The organism is Burkholderia sp. BCC1972, from assembly GCF_905339605.1.
Lineage (GTDB): Bacteria > Pseudomonadota > Gammaproteobacteria > Burkholderiales > Burkholderiaceae > Burkholderia.
The window spans coordinates 133,081-148,939 of sequence record NZ_CAJPGH010000015.1; the positions used below are offsets into that span (position 1 = coordinate 133,081).

The following is a 15,859-nucleotide window of genomic DNA, read 5'->3' on the forward strand; positions in this document are numbered from 1 at the left end:
AAAAAACGTCCCGCCAACCGGCGGGACGTTTCGTCATGATGCAGGTATGCGCAACGCGCAGCCGATCACGGCTCGTGACGCAGGTACCCTTCCTTGCTCGGATCGCGCATCCGCCACGACACGATCAGCGAGATCGCGCACAGCACGGTCACGTACCAGTAGAAGGTTTCCTCGCTACCGATCGACTTGAACCACAGCGCGACGTACTCGGCCGAACCGCCGAAGATTGCGTTCGCCACCGCATACGACAGGCCAACGCCCATCGCGCGCACTTCCGGCGGGAACATCTCGGCCTTGATGAGGCCGCTGATCGACGTGTAGAAGCTGACGATCGCCAGTGCGACCGTGATCAGCACGAACGCGGCCACGGGGCTCGTCACGTCCTTCAGCGCATGCATCAGCGGCACGGTGCCGATCACCGCGAACGAGCCGAACAGGATCATCGACGTGCGGCGGCCGATCTTGTCGGACAGCGCGCCGAACACCGGCTGCATCAGCATGTAGACGAGCAGCGCGACGGTCATCACGTTGCTGGCCGTCTTCGCGTGCATGCCGGCCGTGTTCACGAGGTACTTCTGCATGTACGTCGTGAACGTGTAGAAAATCAGCGAGCCGCCGGCCGTGAAGCCGACCACCGTGAAGAACGCGCCCTTGTGTTCCCACACGCCGCGGATCGTGCCGGCGTTCTTCTTGTCGCGCGATTCGCTGGTCGACGTCTCGTCGAGCGATTTCCGCAGGTACAGCGAGATCAGCGCAGCCGCCGCGCCGACCACGAACGGAATGCGCCAGCCCCATGCCTTCAGTTCGTCGGCCGACAGCGTCTGCTGCAGGATCACGAGGACCAGCAGCGCGCACAGCTGGCCGCCGATCAGCGTCACGTACTGGAACGACGCGAAGAAGCCGCGGCGCCCCTTCAGCGCGACTTCACTCATGTAGGTCGCGCTGGTGCCGTACTCGCCGCCCACCGACAGGCCCTGGAACAGGCGCGCGACCAGCAGCAGCGCCGGCGCGAGCGCGCCGATCTGTGCGTAGGTCGGCAGCACCGCGATCACGAGCGACCCGCCGCACATCATCAGCACCGAGATCATCATCGCCGCACGGCGGCCGTGACGGTCGGCGATGCGGCCGAACAGCCAGCCGCCGATCGGACGCATCAGGAAGCCGGCCGCGAACACGCCGGCCGTATTCAGCAGCTGCGTCGTCGTGTTGCCGCTCGGGAAGAAGGCCGGCGCGAAGTACAGCGCGCAGAACGAGTAGATGTAGAAGTCGAACCACTCGACGAGGTTGCCCGATGAGGCGCCGACGATGGCGAACACGCGCCGCCGGGTGTCATGCGCGGACAGCGCAGCTTGGTCGGTCTGGACGTCCATGGGTTGGTCTGTTCCTTTTAGTGCTTTCTGGGCGAGACGGCTGGGGGCCGCCGCATGCGGTCGCACGTGGCACCGGTTCCGGCGCACGGCGCTACGAGAGTTTAGCGAAATGTAAAGTAACAGGCACTCCGGGTTCGTCCGGATGTAGAAGAATTTTCTCCCGCCACGCGCTTGTCATATGAAAACGCCAGCCGTCAGGCTGGCGTCCGATGCAAACATTTTCGAAGACACCGGTCAAACGCGGATCTCCGGCGGCACGTAGCGGCACTCGTGGCGCTTGCGCACGGTACCGGCCTCGTCGACGCTTTCCAGGTACACGTCGAACTGCCAGAGCCGCGCCATGTGCTTGAGCACTTCGTCGCTGTCGTTCGACAGGTGGCGGTTGTCGGTCATGAAGTGGCGCAGCGTGAGGCTGCGGTCGCCGCGCGTGTTCACCGCCCACACCTGGATGTTCGGCTCGCGGTGATGGATGTCGTACTGCCGCGACAACGCCTGCCGCACGTACTGGTAGCCGGAATCGTCGTGGATCGCCGAGACTTCGAGCGAATCGCGCATGTCGTCGTCGAGCACCGAGAAGAGCCGCATTTCGCGGATCAGGTTCGGCGACAGGTATTGCGCGATGAAGCTCTCGTCCTTGAAGTTGCGCATCGCGTAGTGCATCGCCGGCAGCCACGGGGTGCCCGCGATCTCCGGAAACCACTTGTAGTCTTCGTCCGTCGGCGCTTCGCAGATCCTCCGGATGTCGCTCATCATCGAGAAACCGAGCGCATACGGGTTGATCCCGCTGTAGTACGGCTTCGTGACGGGCGGCTGGTAAACCACGTTGCTGTGCGAATGCAGGAACTCCATCATGAAGCCGTCTTCCAGCTTCCCCTGGTTGTACAGCGTGTTCAGCAGCGTGTAGTGCCAGAACGTCGCCCAACCCTCGTTCATCACCTGCGTCTGCCGCTGCGGGTAGAAATACTGGCCGATCTTGCGCACGATGCGGATCACTTCCCGCTCCCACGGCTCGAGCAGCGGCGCATTCTTCTCCGCGAAATACAACAGGTTCTCCTGCGGCTCGGGCGGATAGCGGTCTTCCTGCTCCTCCATCAGCTCGGGCTTCTTGCCCGGCAGCGTGCGCCACAGTTCGTTCACCTGCGACTGCAGGTACGCCTCGCGCTCGCGCCGCAACGCGGATTCCTTCGACAGCGACGGCTTTTGCGGGCGCTTGTAGCGGTCGACGCCGTAATTCATCAGCGCATGGCACGAATCGAGCAGTTCCTCGACGCGATCGAGACCGTAGCGCTCCTCGCATTCCGCGACGTAGTTCTTCGCATACACGAGATAGTCGATGATCGCGTGCGCGTCGGTCCACAGCCGGAACAGGTAGTTGCCCTTGAAGAACGAGTTGTGTCCGTACGCCGCGTGCGCGATGACGAGCGCCTGCATCGTCATCGTGTTCTCTTCCATCAGGTACGCGATGCACGGATTCGAATTGATGACGATTTCGTACGCGAGGCCCATCTGGCCACGGCGGTAGCTCTTCTCGGTCGCGAGGAAGTGCTTGCCGAACGACCAGTGACGGTAGTTGACGGGCATCCCCACCGACGCATACGCGTCCATCATCTGCTCGGCGCTGATCAGTTCGAGCTGGATCGGGTAGATGTCGAGCTCGTATTGTTCGGCGACCTGCGCGATGTGCGTGTCGTATTCCTCGAGCAGTTCGAACGTCCAGTCGGACGGGCACGGCAGCGGCTTGCGTTCGGCAACGTTCATACGCGCTTCCTTCTGCCCGGAACCGGGCAAGTCGGCGGCCGGCGGCGGCGGTTCGGCCTGCACGCGTTGCTGCGCTGCGGCAGGACCGGCCGTATCGTCGCCGGAAGGGCGCGGCTCGTAGCCGCGCGACTCGTTGTGCAGATGGCGGGTCGTCATGACGTTTCCACCTGCTTTTCGAACAATTCGCGAAACACCGGGTAGATGTCGGCAGCCGATTCCACTTTTTTCATCGCGAGATGCTGCTGCGACACCGCCAGTTGCGCATATTCCAGCCACAGGTTCTGCTCTTCCGGCGCGACCTGGATATACGCGAAGTAACGCGTCTTCGTGAGGATATCCTCTTCCAGGATTTTGCGACACTTGGGCGAATCGTCAGTCCAGTTGTCGCCGTCGGAGGCCTGCGCGCCGTAGATGTTCCACTCGGTCGGCGAGTAGCGCTCGTTCATCACCTTGCGCATCAGTTCGAGCGCGCTCGACACGACCGTGCCGCCGCTTTCGGTCGAATGAAAGAAGGTGTCCTCGTCGACTTCCTCGGCGCGCGTGTGGTGACGGATGAACACGACCTCGATGCGTTCGTAGTTACGCTTGAGGAACAGGTACAGCAGGATGAAGAAGCGCTTCGCGAGATCCTTGCGCTGCTCGTCCATCGAACCCGACACGTCCATCAGGCAGAACATCACGGCCTGGCTCGACGGTTGCGGCTGCTTCACGCGGTTGATGTAGCGCAGGTCGAACGGATCGATGAACGGAATCCGCCAGATGCGCCCTTTCAGGTGATGGATCTCGGCCTCGAGCGCCGAGATTTCCGCGCGGCGGTCCTCAGGGTCGCTCTTCAGGGCTTCGAGCTGCGCCTCGAGTTCGCGCAACTCGTTGACGAGCGGCGAGCCGAGCGCGATGCGCCGGCCGAGCGCGCTGCGCAGCGAACGCACGACGTCGATGTTGTTCGGCGTGCCTTCCGCCGACCAGCCCGCGCGCACGTTCTTCCAGCTCGGCACCGTCAGCAGGTGCGTCTTCACGAGGCGCGGCAGTTCGAGATCGTCGAAGAAGTACTGCATGAACTCGTCGCGCGACAACTCGAACACGAAGTCGTCCTGACCTTCGCCCTCGTTGCTCGCCTGACTGCCGCCGCCGCCCGAGCCGCCCTGCGGGCGCGGGATCTTGTCGCCGCGCACGTAGTCCTCGTTGCCGGGGTGCACGTATTCACGACGCCCGCCGGGCGCGTGCCGGAAATTCGGCTCCGCGATGTCCTTGCGCGGGATCGTGATGCTCTGCGTGCTCTGGATATCCTTGATGCTACGGTCGCGTACCGCGTCGGACACGGCACGACGAATGTAGTTCTTGACGCGACGCAGAAAGCGTTCGCGATTGGCGATGCTCTTGTTCTTGCCGGCCAGCCTGCGGTCGATGATTTGATGAAGCACTCCCGGTCTCCCGCTCGAAAGTCGATCTGCCGGGGCACTCGCCGCGCATGCCGTCTGCCGTCATGCGGGCGGCGCCTCTGAAAGCGCCCGTACGGACTCGCCGTACGGGCGCGGTACCGCGCGCGTCATGACGACTTGCGCACGCGCAGGTACCAGTCGCAAAGCAGCCTCACCTGCTTCGGCGTATAGCCCTTCGCGACCATCCGGTTCACAAAGTCCTCATGCTTGCGCTGCTCCTCCGCCGAACCCTTGGCGTTGAACGAAATCACCGGCAACAGTTCCTCGGTGTTCGAGAACATCTTCTTCTCGATCACGACGCGCAACTTCTCGTAGCTCGTCCACACGGGGTTCTTGCCGGCGTTCGCCGCCCGTGCGCGCAATACGAAATTCACGATCTCGTTGCGGTAATCCTTCGGATTGCTGATGCCCGCAGGCTTCTCGATCTTCTCCAGCTCCGCGTTCAGCGCGGCGCGGTCGAAGCTCTCGCCCGTATCGTGATCGCGGAATTCCTGGTCCTGGATCCAGAAGTCTGCATACGTGACGTAGCGGTCGAAGATGTTCTGACCGTACTCCGAATACGATTCGAGGTAAGCCGTCTGGATCTCCTTGCCGATGAACTCCGCGTAGCGCGACGCGAGCACGTCCTTCACGAAGGACAGGTACTTCTGCTCGGTTTCCGGCGGGAACTGCTCGCGTTCGATCTGCTGTTCGAGCACGTACATCAGGTGCACGGGGTTGGCCGCGACCTCGCTCGAATCGAAGTTGAACACGCGCGACAGGATCTTGAACGCGAAGCGGGTCGACACGCCGGTCATCCCTTCGTCCACGCCCGCGTAGTCGCGGTACTCCTGGTACGACTTCGCCTTCGGATCGGTGTCCTTCAGGTTTTCGCCGTCGTACACCTGCATCTTCGAGAACAAACTCGAATTCTCCGGCTCGTGCAGGCGCGACAGCACCGCGAACTGCGACATCATCTTCAGCGTGCCCGGTGCGCACACGGCCTCGGCGAGCGACGAGTTGCGGATCAGCTTCTCGTAGATCTTGGTCTCTTCCGACACGCGCAGGCAGTACGGCACCTTCACGACGAAGATCCGGTCGAGCAGTGCCTCGTTGTTGCGGTTGTTGCGGAACGCCTTCCACTCCGACTCGTTCGAGTGCGCGAGGATCACGCCGTCGAACGGAATCGCGCCAAACCCTTCGGTGCCCTTGAAGTTGCCTTCCTGCGTCGCAGTGAGCAGCGGGTGCAGCACCTTGATCGGCGCCTTGAACATTTCGACGAACTCGAGCAGGCCCTGGTTCGCGAGACACAGGCCGCCGGAGTAGCTGTAGGCGTCGGCGTCGTCCTGCGCATACTGTTCGAGCTTGCGGATATCGACCTTGCCGACCAGCGACGAGATGTCCTGGTTGTTCTCGTCGCCCGGCTCGGTCTTCGCGATGCCGACCTGCCGCAGGATCGACGGGTAGCGGCGCACCACGCGGAACTGCCGGATGTCGCCGTTGTATTCGTGCAGGCGCTTGACGGCCCACGGACTCAGGATGCTTTTCAGGTAGCGGCGCGGAATGCCGTACTGTTCCTCGAGGATCGGACCATCCTCGTCGTAGTCGAACAGCCCGAGCGGCGATTCGTTGACGGGCGAGCCCTTCAGCGAATAGAACGGCACGTGCTCCATCAGCTGCTTCAGACGCTCGGCGATCGACGACTTGCCGCCGCCCACGGGGCCCAGCAGGTAGAGGATCTGCTTCTTCTCTTCGAGCCCTTGCGCAGCGTGGCGGAAGTACGCGACCACCTGCTCGATCACTTCCTCCATTCCGTAGAACTCACGGAATGCCGGATAGACCTTGATGACCTTGTTCGCAAAGATGCGCGACAGGCGCGGATCGTTGCGGGTATCGATGTGTTCAGGTTCCCCGATTGCTTCCAGCATGCGTTCACCCGCCGTCGCGTACGCGGATGGATCGTTCTTGCAGAGCGCGAGATACTCCTCCAGCGAGAGCTCTTCCTCTCGCGTTTTTTCGAAGCGGTTCGCGAAGCTGCTGTAAATATCCATGCTACCTCCCTCGCCTGAGTCTGAAGACGTGCCTGCCTTCGTACGACTGCGCAGAAGCAAGCGCGTTCGAATTCATCCTAAACCCTTTCTTATTTTTTTTCACGAACTCTTCGTATGAAGTTCGTCATTCTCGACAACACCGCTTGGACAACGCATTTCGTCGTTTTACAATCGATCTCCCGAGCCGCAGAAACTGCATCCGCCACGTCTCGTCGAACGACGGAACATCCTGTGCGTTGGACACATCCGACGTCGTCGCTTCCCCCCTTCATCCCTAGACGTTCGAGCAACCGCGTGCGATGACACGTTGCGCGCACCGTTACAAATTTTTTTCGCAGCGCCCTTACGGAGATACCCGTACGACGGACGCGGGAACCTCATCGATGCCGCACGCGTACGCGCATCCATCGAGGCGGGACGCGCGACGCACGCAACGATGCGCGATCGATCGTTCGCACTGTCACATTTCGTCTGTCGCGGAAACGACGACGCCCGCATGTCGCGGGCGTCGTTCGTCACCAAATGGGGATAGATGCGCGGCACGCGCGTATCAGAAGGTCTCCCAGTCGTCGCCGCCTGCCGCGGCAGCAGCCGGTGCCGGCGCAGCAGCGGCCGCGACGGGCTTGCGTGCCGGCAGCGGCGCGGCCGTGCGCTTCGGCGGTGCATCGCGATCGTCGCGCGCAGCGGCCTGCACGGGTGCGGCAACCGCAGCGGCAGGCGCGCGCGACACCTGGCGCGCCGCAACCGGCGCGACGGCGCGTGCTGCTTCGTCATCGAGCTGGAATACCGCTGCCGTTTCACGCAGGCGCCCGGCCTGCTCGTCGAGCGACTGCGCGGCGGCCGCCGCTTCCTCCACGAGCGCCGCATTCTGCTGCGTGACTTCGTCCATCTGCGCCACGGCACGCGCGACCTGGTCGATGCCGCCGCTCTGCTCCTCGGACGCCGCCGCGATCTCACCCATGATGTCGGTCACGCGCTGCACGGCGCCGATCACGTCGCTCATCGTGCGCCCGGCTTCGTCGACCAGCGTCGAACCCGTCCGGATCCGCTCCACCGACGCGTCGATCAGCGCCTTGATTTCCTTCGCCGCGCTCGACGAACGCTGCGCGAGGCTGCGCACCTCGCCCGCGACGACCGCGAAGCCGCGGCCTTCCTCGCCCGCCCGCGCGGCTTCGACGGCCGCATTCAGCGCAAGAATGTTGGTCTGGAACGCGATTCCCTCGATGATCGCGATGATGTCAGCGATCTTCGCCGAGCTGTCGTTGATTTCGCCCATCGTGCCGACCACCTGGCCGACCACCGTATTGCCCTTGTTCGCAATCTCCGACGCATTCGCGGCCAGCGAGCTTGCCTGGCGCGCATTGTCGGCGTTCTGCTTCACGGTGCCGGTCAGCTGTTCCATGCTCGACGCGGTTTCCTGCAGCGCCGCGGCCTGCTCCTCGGTGCGCGACGACAGGTCGATGTTGCCGGCCGCGATCTGGCGCGCCGCGGTCGCGATCGACTCGCTGCCGCCGCGCACGGTGCGCACCGTGTCGACCAGCCCGCGCTGCATCTTCGCGAGGCCTTCCAGCAACTGGCCCATCTCGTCGCGCCGGTCGACGACGATCGGACGGCGCAGGTCGCCGGCGGCGATCGCGTCGAAATGCGACAGCGCGTCGGCGATCGGGCGGCCGATCGCGCGACTCAGCGTCAGCCACGACAGCAGCGCGGCGCCGATGCCGGCCAGCAACGCGACGATCGACAGCACGCGCAGCGTCTCGAACACCGATTCCGCCCGATCGAATCCGGCTTGCGCATCGGTGAACTGGAAATTGCGCAGTGCTTCGCCGGCCACGGCCAGATCGTTAAAGCGCGTCTGAAGCTGCTTCGCGCCCTCGCCGATCCGGTCGTGATCGCCGGCCCCGATCGCACTCGCGAACGCGTCGCAGGTGTCCTGCACCGCCTTGCGGCGGGCGGCGACGTCCTGTGCGAGCCGGTCCTCCTCCGCACCGCGCGGCAGTGCGAGGTATTTCTGCCACCACGCGTCCGACTGCGTGCGCATCCCGCGGCTGCGCTCGATGGCGGCCGTGGAGTCGGGCGTGCCGGCCAGCAGCGCCGCCCGGTCGAGCGCGAGGCGCTCGCGCGCGGCGAACATTTCCGAGAGCGTCACGTCGACCGCGCTCGGCATCTGGTTCGTGAATATCTCGCGCGTCGAATCGTTCGAACGCGTCATCCCGTACAGACCGAGCACGCCGGTGACACCCAGCAGTACCGCCAGAAACGCCATCGTCAAACCGATGCGCGCACGAATCGTCAGGTTCTTGAACACCATCATCCATCCTGTGTTGCGTCGTCATGAACGGGCCAGGCCCGTTGGCTCGAAGCATTGCTTCACTTGATTTATTTACGACCGCACCACGCACAACTTGACGGATTTCAGCCCATTTTTTCGAATTATTAGTCTGAACATTACAAATAGCTGAATGAATCGACGCAAATTCGGACCGGTTCGACAACGGGAGGAGTTCGACAACGGGAGGAAAAGATCGGCGATGTGCCGGCGCGCGCAGGCGCGGCCGGCCGTCTCGTGCGACGGACCGGCCTCGATACGGACCCGAAATCCTGGGATCAGGCCTGGTCGGCCAGTTCGGAGAGCGTGGGAATCGACGGTTGCGCGCCCGCGCGCGTGACCGACAGCGCCGCCGCGCGTTGCGCGAAGCGGATCGCCGTGTCGACGTCCGCGCCGGCCGCCAGCCGTGCGGAAAAACCGCCGATGAAGGTGTCGCCGGCGGCCGTCGTGTCGACGGCCTGCACGACCGGTGCCGGATAGTGCCGTGCGGTGCCGTCGGCCGTCAGCGCGAGCACGCCGCGCGCGCCGAGCGTGACCAGCACGTTGCGCGCGCCGCCGGCCTGCAGCGCACGCGCGGCGGCTTCCGCCTCCGCCGGGTCGCGCACGGGCAGCGCGGTCAGCGCGGCCGCCTCGACCTCGTTCGGGATCAGGTAGTCGACGAGCGGCAGCCAGCCGTCCGGCAGCGGCGCGACGGCCGGCGCCGGATTGAGCACCACCGTGCGGCCGAGCCGCCGCCCGGCCGACAGCGCCGCGAACACGGTGTCCGGCGGCGTCTCGAGCTGGCAGATCAGCACGTCGGCCGACGCCAGCGCGGCCTCGTGCCGCGCAACCGTCCCGGTCGTGACCTCGCCATTGCCGCCCGCGACGATCACGATCGCGTTCTGGCTCGCATCGTCGACGACGATCAGCGCGACGCCGGTCGACGCCGACGCGCTGGTCGCGAGCCCCGTGCAGTCGATGCCCTCGGCTTCCAGGCCCGCGCGCAGTGCCGCGCCGTGCGCATCCGCGCCGACGCAACCGATCATTGCGACCTGCGCGCCGAGCCGTGCGGCGGCCACGGCCTGGTTGCCGCCCTTGCCGCCCGCCGCCTGCGCAAACGCATGGCCGGCGAGCGTTTCGCCCGGCAGCGGCAGCCGCGGCGCCCGCACGACGAGATCCATGTTGAGGCTGCCGACCACCGTCACGCGGCCGGCATCCGCTGCGGGCGCCGTCATGCGCGACCGCCCGATGCCGGCGGCTCGCGGTAAACCGCGGTCGATTCGCGCAGCACGAGGCGCGGCGACACCACGCGGCGGCGGCTCGGCACGGCCGTCGAGCCGCCGCCGATCCGCTCGATCAGCGTCTGCGCGGCCATTTCACCGAGCGCGCGCACCGACTGGCCGACCGTCGACAGCGCCGGATACGTGTAGCGGGAAAACTCGATGTCGTCGAAACCGATGATCGAGCAGTCGTCCGGCACGCGCAGCCCGCGCTCGGCCGCCGCGCGCAGCGCGCCGACGCCCATCAGGTCGTTGCCCGCGAAAATCGCGCTCGGCCGCACCGATTCGAACAGCCGCGACGCCGCGTGATAGCCGCCGAGGCACGAAAAGTCGCTTTCCGCGATCGCGCCCGGCACGATGTCGACGCCGCGCTCGGCCATCGCGCGGATGAAGCCGTGCACGCGCATCGCGCTGACGGCCGTGTCGGTCGGCCCCGTGATGCAGCCGATCTTCGCGTGCCCGAGTTCGAGCAGGTGGCGCGTCGCCAGGTACGCGCCGCGCTCGTGGTCGATCTGCACGAGATCGGCCGCGAGCCCCTCGATGTTGCGGTCGACGACGACGAGCGGCGCATGGATATCCGCGAGCGTCTGCGCGAGCACCGCGTCCTCGCCAGCCGACGCGACGATCAGTCCGTCGATGCGTTTTTCCTGCAGCACGCGCAGATAGTTGCGCTGCTTCACGGGATCGTCGTCCGAGTTGCAGAAGAACACGCAATAGCCGTTGGCCGCGCACTGATCCTCGATGCCGCGCGCCAGCTCGGCGAAGTACGGATTCGTGCTGTTCGGCACGACGAGGCCGATCGTCGCCGTCGCCCGCGCCTTCAGCGAGCGCGCCACGGCCGACGGCACGTAATTCAGCTCGCGGATTGCGCCCTCGACCTTCGCACGCACATCCGCGGACACCGGCCGCGAATTGTTCACCACGTGCGAGACGGTCGTAAACGACACGCCCGCCATGGCTGCCACATCCTTGATCGTCGCCATTTCCCGTTTCTCTCTGGTCTGTTCTGTCTGTCTTTCTACCGGGCGCGCGAGCGCCGGCTGCGATACGTATCGAGCACGACGGCCACCACGATCACCGCCCCGGTGATGATCCGCTTGGTCGGCTCGTTCGCGCCGATCTGCGCCAGCCCCGCGGCCAGCACGGAGATGATCAACACGCCGAAGAACGTGCTGATCACCGAGCCGCGCCCGCCCATCAGGCTCGTGCCGCCGATCACGACGGCCGCGATGACCTGCAGTTCGAGACCCGCGCCCGCGTTCGGGTCGGCGGCCTCGAGCCGCGAAATCTGGAACAGCGACGCGAGCCCCGCGAGCGCGCCCATCAATGCGAATACGAGGATTTTATACGGCCGCGGGTTAACCCCTGCAAGTCGCACCGCTTCCTCGTTCGTGCCGATGCCCACCAGATAGCGCCCGAACACCGTGCGCGTCAGCACGAACTGGGCCGCGATCATCACCGCGACCGCGATCACGAACGCCGGCGAGATGCCCAGCGCGATGGGGTTCGACAGGAAATCGAACGCGTCGCCGATATACGCCGTGCGCGAATTCGTCAGCTGGTACGCGAGGCCGCGCGCGGCCTCCAGCACGCCGAGCGACACGATGAACGACGGAATCCGCCAGCCGACCGTGACCGCGCCGGTCAGCGCGCCCGTGACGGTCGCGACCGCGATCCCGATCAGCGCGGCCGGCAGCGGCCCCCACTGCCATTTCAGCGCGGCGACGCTGACCATCGACGCGGCGAGCGCGAGCACCGAGCCGACCGACAGGTCGATCCCGGCGATGATCAGCACGAAGGTCATCCCGACCGACATCACGACGAGATCGGGAATCTGGTTCGCGATCGTGCTGAACGTGTCGTAGGTCAGGAAGTGCGAGCTCAGCACCGAAAACAGCGCGATCATCGCGGCGAGCGCGCCGGCGAGCCCGAGATAGTTCGACAGGCCGAGGCGCGTGCCGGACAGCGTGCGCGCGCGGCGCCCCGTCACGTCCTGCTGCGAGCCTGCGTCGGTCGGGGATACGGGAGGCTGGGTCATTGCTGTGGTCCTGTCGTCGAATTGCCCGGAGCGGCGCCTCGCGCCTGCCCCGCGTCCGGATGCGGCGCACCGCCCGCCGGCGTCTCGCGGCCGAAGCCGGCGAACGCCGCGGCCAGCAGCCCATCCTGGGTCCAGTTGCCGCGCTCGAACACGGCGGTCATGCGGCCGGCCGACATCACGCCGATCCGGTCGCAGATCAGCATCAGCTCGCGCAGGTCGCTCGACACGACGACGAGCGCGCGGCCTTCGCGCGCGAGCGCGCCCATCAAAGTGTAGATCTCGAACTTCGCGCCGACATCGATTCCGCGCGTCGGCTCGTCGAACAGCAGCACGCCCATGTCGCGCGCGAGCCAGCGGCCGATCACCACCTTTTGCTGGTTGCCGCCCGACAACTCGCCGACCGGCTGCGCCGCGCCGTGCGTGCGGATCCGCAGTGCATCGATCTGCTGCTCGGCGAGCGCCGTCTCGCGTGCGGCATCTACAACGCCGCCGCGCGCCAGCCGGTCGAGCTGGCCGAGCGACACGTTCGACGTGATCGACTGCGACAGCAGCAGCCCCTCGCCCTTGCGGTCCTCGGTAATCAGCGCGATGCCGAGCTTCACCGCATCGACGGGCGAATCGATCTTCGCCGGCTTCAGCGGCTGGCCGACCGCGATCATCCCCGCATCCGGCGTGTCGGCGCCGTAGATCAGCCGCAGCAACTCGGTGCGCCCCGCGCCGATCAGCCCCGAGATGCCGAAGATCTCGCCCGCGCGCACCTCGAGCGACACGTCGCGCACGGCCGTCCCGCGCGTGAGCCCCGACACGACGAGCCGCGGCGCGCCGATATGACGCTCGCCGAGATCGATCTGCTCGCCGATCTCGCGTCCGACCATCAGCGTGACGAGCCCGTCGGACGTCGTCGCGGCCATGTCGCCCGCATGCACGAGCCGGCCGTCGCGCAGCACCGCGACGCGCTCGGCGACACGCGCGAGCTCCTCGAGCCGGTGCGAGATGTAGACGATCGCGACGCCGCGCGCCTTCAGCCGGTCGATCTGCTCGAACAGCAGCTCGACTTCGCGCGCGGTCAGCATCGCGGTCGGTTCGTCGAGAATCAGCACGCGGCAGTCGCCGATCAGGTTGCGCGCGATCTCGACCATCTGCTGATGGCCGATGCCGAGCGCGCCGACCGGCGTATCGGGATCGACGGCGTCGAGCCCGACCTGCGCCATCGCGGCACGCGCGTCCTCGCGCAGCCGCGCACGATCGATGATCCCGAAGCGCCGCGGCAGGCGATTCAGGAACAGGTTTTCGGCAACCGTCAGCGTCGGCAGCAGGTTCAGCTCCTGCATCACCATGCGCACGCCGAGCGCCTCGGCTTGCGTGCGGCTGGCCGGCGCGTACGCTTGGCCGCCGAGCTGCATCGTGCCGGTGGTCGGGTCGACGAGCCCGCCGATGATCTTCGACAGCGTGCTCTTGCCGGCGCCGTTCTCGCCCGTCAGCGCAAGCGCGTGGCCTGCCTCGAGCGTCAGCGTGACGTCGGCGAGCACGGGTTCGGCATAGGTCTTGCCGATGCCGGATACGGACAGCACGGGGATGGCTGAACGGGAGGGTTGGAAGGTCGGTTCCATCGCGATCCTGGTTGCGGCCGCGCGCACGCGACGCGCGGGTATGACGCTCACAAGTGCATGTGCATGCAGTGGCCGTGATCGCGCTCACTCCGGATAACGGCCGCCACGCCGGATTCTTGAGGGCGGCGGCCGGCCCGGAGCCGCGTCACTTCGTCACGAGATCCACCGGCGTCTCGACCACGCCGGACATGTCGGCCTGCTTGCGATGCTCGGCGATCGCCTTGAGCGCCGTGTCGATGCCGAACACGGCCTGCTTCGCCGCGTACTGGTCGGCGGTCGCGAGCACGCGGCCGTCCTTCAGCATCGGCTTGATCGCGTTGATGTTGTCGTAGCCGACCACGAGCACCTTGCCCTGCTTGCCGGCCGCGCGCACGGCCGACACGGCGCCGATCGCCATGTTGTCGTTGCCGCACAGCAGCGCCTTCAGGTTCGGGTATTCGTTGAGCATCGCGGCAGCGACCGCATTGCCCTTGTCGATTTCCCATTCGCCCGACTGCACCGACACGACCTTCATCCCGCCCGCCTTCATCGCGTCCTGGAAGCCGGCCGTACGCTGCTGCGCATTGGTCGTCGTCGACACGCCTTCGACGATGCCGACCTGGTCGCCCGCCTTCAGCCGCTTCGCGAGGTAGTCGCCGATCTTGCGCGCGCCCTTGCAGTTGTCCGGGCCGACGAACGGCACGTTCAGGTTCTTCGACTTCAGCACGTCGGGATCGAGCCGGTTGTCGATGTTCACGACGACGATGCCCGCGTCGACGGCCTTCTTCACGACCGGCACGAGCGCCTTCGAATCGGCCGGCGCGAGCACGATCGCGTCGACCTTCGACACGATCATCTGCTCGACGATGCGGATCTGGTTCGCGGTGTCGGTCTCGTCCTTGATGCCGTTGGTGATCAGGTCGAACTGATTCGCGTTGTGCTTCTGGTATTCCTTCGCGCCGGTTTCCATGGTCAGGAAGAACTCGTTGGCGAGCGACTTCATCACGAGCGCGACCTTCGGCTTGGCTGCCGATTGCGCGTGGACGGCCGGTGCGGCAGCGACCGCGACGGCGGCGAGCGCGGCGGTCAGGAAGCGACGGCGAAAGCGGACATTCATACACATCTCCTGGCGACTGGCCCATAGGGCCGGACTGTTGTTTTAATGTGAGCAAACGTTTGCGCCACACTACCCGGGCAATGGCCATCAATGCTGCTGTCGGTACCACGGAATGGAAGCGAGGCAGACGGCCGACTGCCTGGCGCGTGCTGTCGTTGACGCGCCGCCGCCGGCGGGAGGCCGGCGGAGTGAAGGCTATGCTGTACCGATTCGCTTCGGCGCGCAACCTGTCTGATCAATATTTAAGGGTTTATTCGGAGCGCGCGATCGTGCCGCACGACGCGCAAATGCGACAGTCGCAACGCTGCCACACAGCGCGGCGCAATCACGCCGGGTCCTGCGGCGCGGGTTCGTCCTCATCGACCGCTGACGGTTCGCCAAAGCGGTTCGCATGCGGCGTACCGGCGATGAATCCGTTCATCACGAACAACGCGATCGCACCGACGATCGGCACGAAGAGCAGCAGCATCCACCACCCCGACTTGTCGATGTCGTGCAGCCGTTTCACGGTGACCGCCAGCCACGACCACGTCGCGACGACGGCGATCGCGACCATGACGAGCACCACCAGCGGCGGCAGGTCGTCGTTCGACGAACCGCGCGACCCCGCGTCGAAGAACACGCCGATCAACCCGGAAACCAGCGAGTAGATCCACCACGGCAGGCGCTCGGTCCGGCCTTTGAAGGAAAAGAGAAACCATTTCAGATTCATTGTTCGCCTCTTCGTCGTGCGGCGTGAACGCCCGCGTTCAGACCATGCACGGGCATTGAATCATATCTTCCGAGAAATGGCCCGGCCGCGATGGCCAGGGATGGCCGACACCGGATCGAGGCACTCGTATCTGCCGTCTTGTCGTTCTGTCGGCACGAGAACACATGTCGATCGCCGCACGCGGCGAAGAACCGGGCCGGGCGCGGCGACCGCAACCG

Annotated in this window: 11 protein-coding genes; all 11 read right to left on the bottom strand. The window is 65.7% G+C overall.

Annotation, left to right across the window (positions count from 1 at the left end; genetic code table 11):
* Positions 1-65: 65 nt before the first annotated feature.
* Positions 66-1,370 (bottom strand): MFS family transporter, encoded by a 1,305-nt coding sequence (locus U5798_RS21710; RefSeq protein ID WP_124455009.1) that lies wholly within the window; start codon positions 1,368-1,370, stop codon positions 66-68.
* Positions 1,371-1,604: 234 nt separating this feature from the next.
* Positions 1,605-3,284: a SpoVR family protein gene (locus U5798_RS21715; protein WP_124455007.1), complete on the bottom strand. Its 1,680-nt coding sequence runs from the start codon at positions 3,282-3,284 to the stop codon at positions 1,605-1,607.
* Positions 3,281-4,549, bottom strand: a complete 1,269-nt coding sequence (locus U5798_RS21720) for a YeaH/YhbH family protein (protein WP_124455005.1) — start codon at positions 4,547-4,549, stop codon at positions 3,281-3,283. Before U5798_RS21720 ends, U5798_RS21715 begins: the two co-directional genes overlap by 4 nt.
* 125 nt (positions 4,550-4,674) lie before the next feature.
* Positions 4,675-6,597 carry a PrkA family serine protein kinase gene (locus tag U5798_RS21725; protein WP_124455003.1) on the bottom strand — a complete coding sequence of 641 codons (1,923 nt, stop codon included), beginning with the start codon at positions 6,595-6,597 and terminating at the stop codon, positions 4,675-4,677.
* A gap of 550 nt (positions 6,598-7,147) precedes the next feature.
* Positions 7,148-8,908 carry a methyl-accepting chemotaxis protein gene (locus U5798_RS21730; protein WP_124455002.1) on the bottom strand — a complete coding sequence of 587 codons (1,761 nt, stop codon included), beginning with the start codon at positions 8,906-8,908 and terminating at the stop codon, positions 7,148-7,150.
* Between the two features lie 296 nt (positions 8,909-9,204).
* Entirely contained in the window at positions 9,205-10,140 is a 936-nt protein-coding gene (rbsK, locus tag U5798_RS21735; protein WP_322083156.1) for a ribokinase, read from the bottom strand.
* Positions 10,137-11,168, bottom strand: coding sequence for a LacI family DNA-binding transcriptional regulator (locus tag U5798_RS21740; protein ID WP_034186950.1), 1,032 nt, complete (start codon positions 11,166-11,168; stop codon positions 10,137-10,139). Before U5798_RS21740 ends, rbsK begins: the two co-directional genes overlap by 4 nt.
* 35 nt (positions 11,169-11,203) lie before the next feature.
* A complete protein-coding gene (locus U5798_RS21745) occupies positions 11,204-12,223 on the bottom strand; it encodes an ABC transporter permease (protein ID WP_124454998.1) in 1,020 nt (339 codons plus the stop codon).
* Positions 12,220-13,833 (bottom strand): sugar ABC transporter ATP-binding protein, encoded by a 1,614-nt coding sequence (locus U5798_RS21750; RefSeq protein ID WP_124454996.1) that lies wholly within the window; start codon positions 13,831-13,833, stop codon positions 12,220-12,222. The genes U5798_RS21745 and U5798_RS21750 overlap by 4 nt, the downstream gene beginning before the upstream one ends.
* A 145-nt stretch (positions 13,834-13,978) precedes the next feature.
* Entirely contained in the window at positions 13,979-14,929 is a 951-nt protein-coding gene (locus U5798_RS21755; protein ID WP_322083157.1) for a sugar ABC transporter substrate-binding protein, read from the bottom strand.
* A 325-nt stretch (positions 14,930-15,254) separates the two neighbouring features.
* Positions 15,255-15,641: a DUF805 domain-containing protein gene (locus U5798_RS21760; RefSeq protein WP_322083158.1), complete on the bottom strand. Its 387-nt coding sequence runs from the start codon at positions 15,639-15,641 to the stop codon at positions 15,255-15,257.
* Positions 15,642-15,859: the final 218 nt, after the last annotated feature.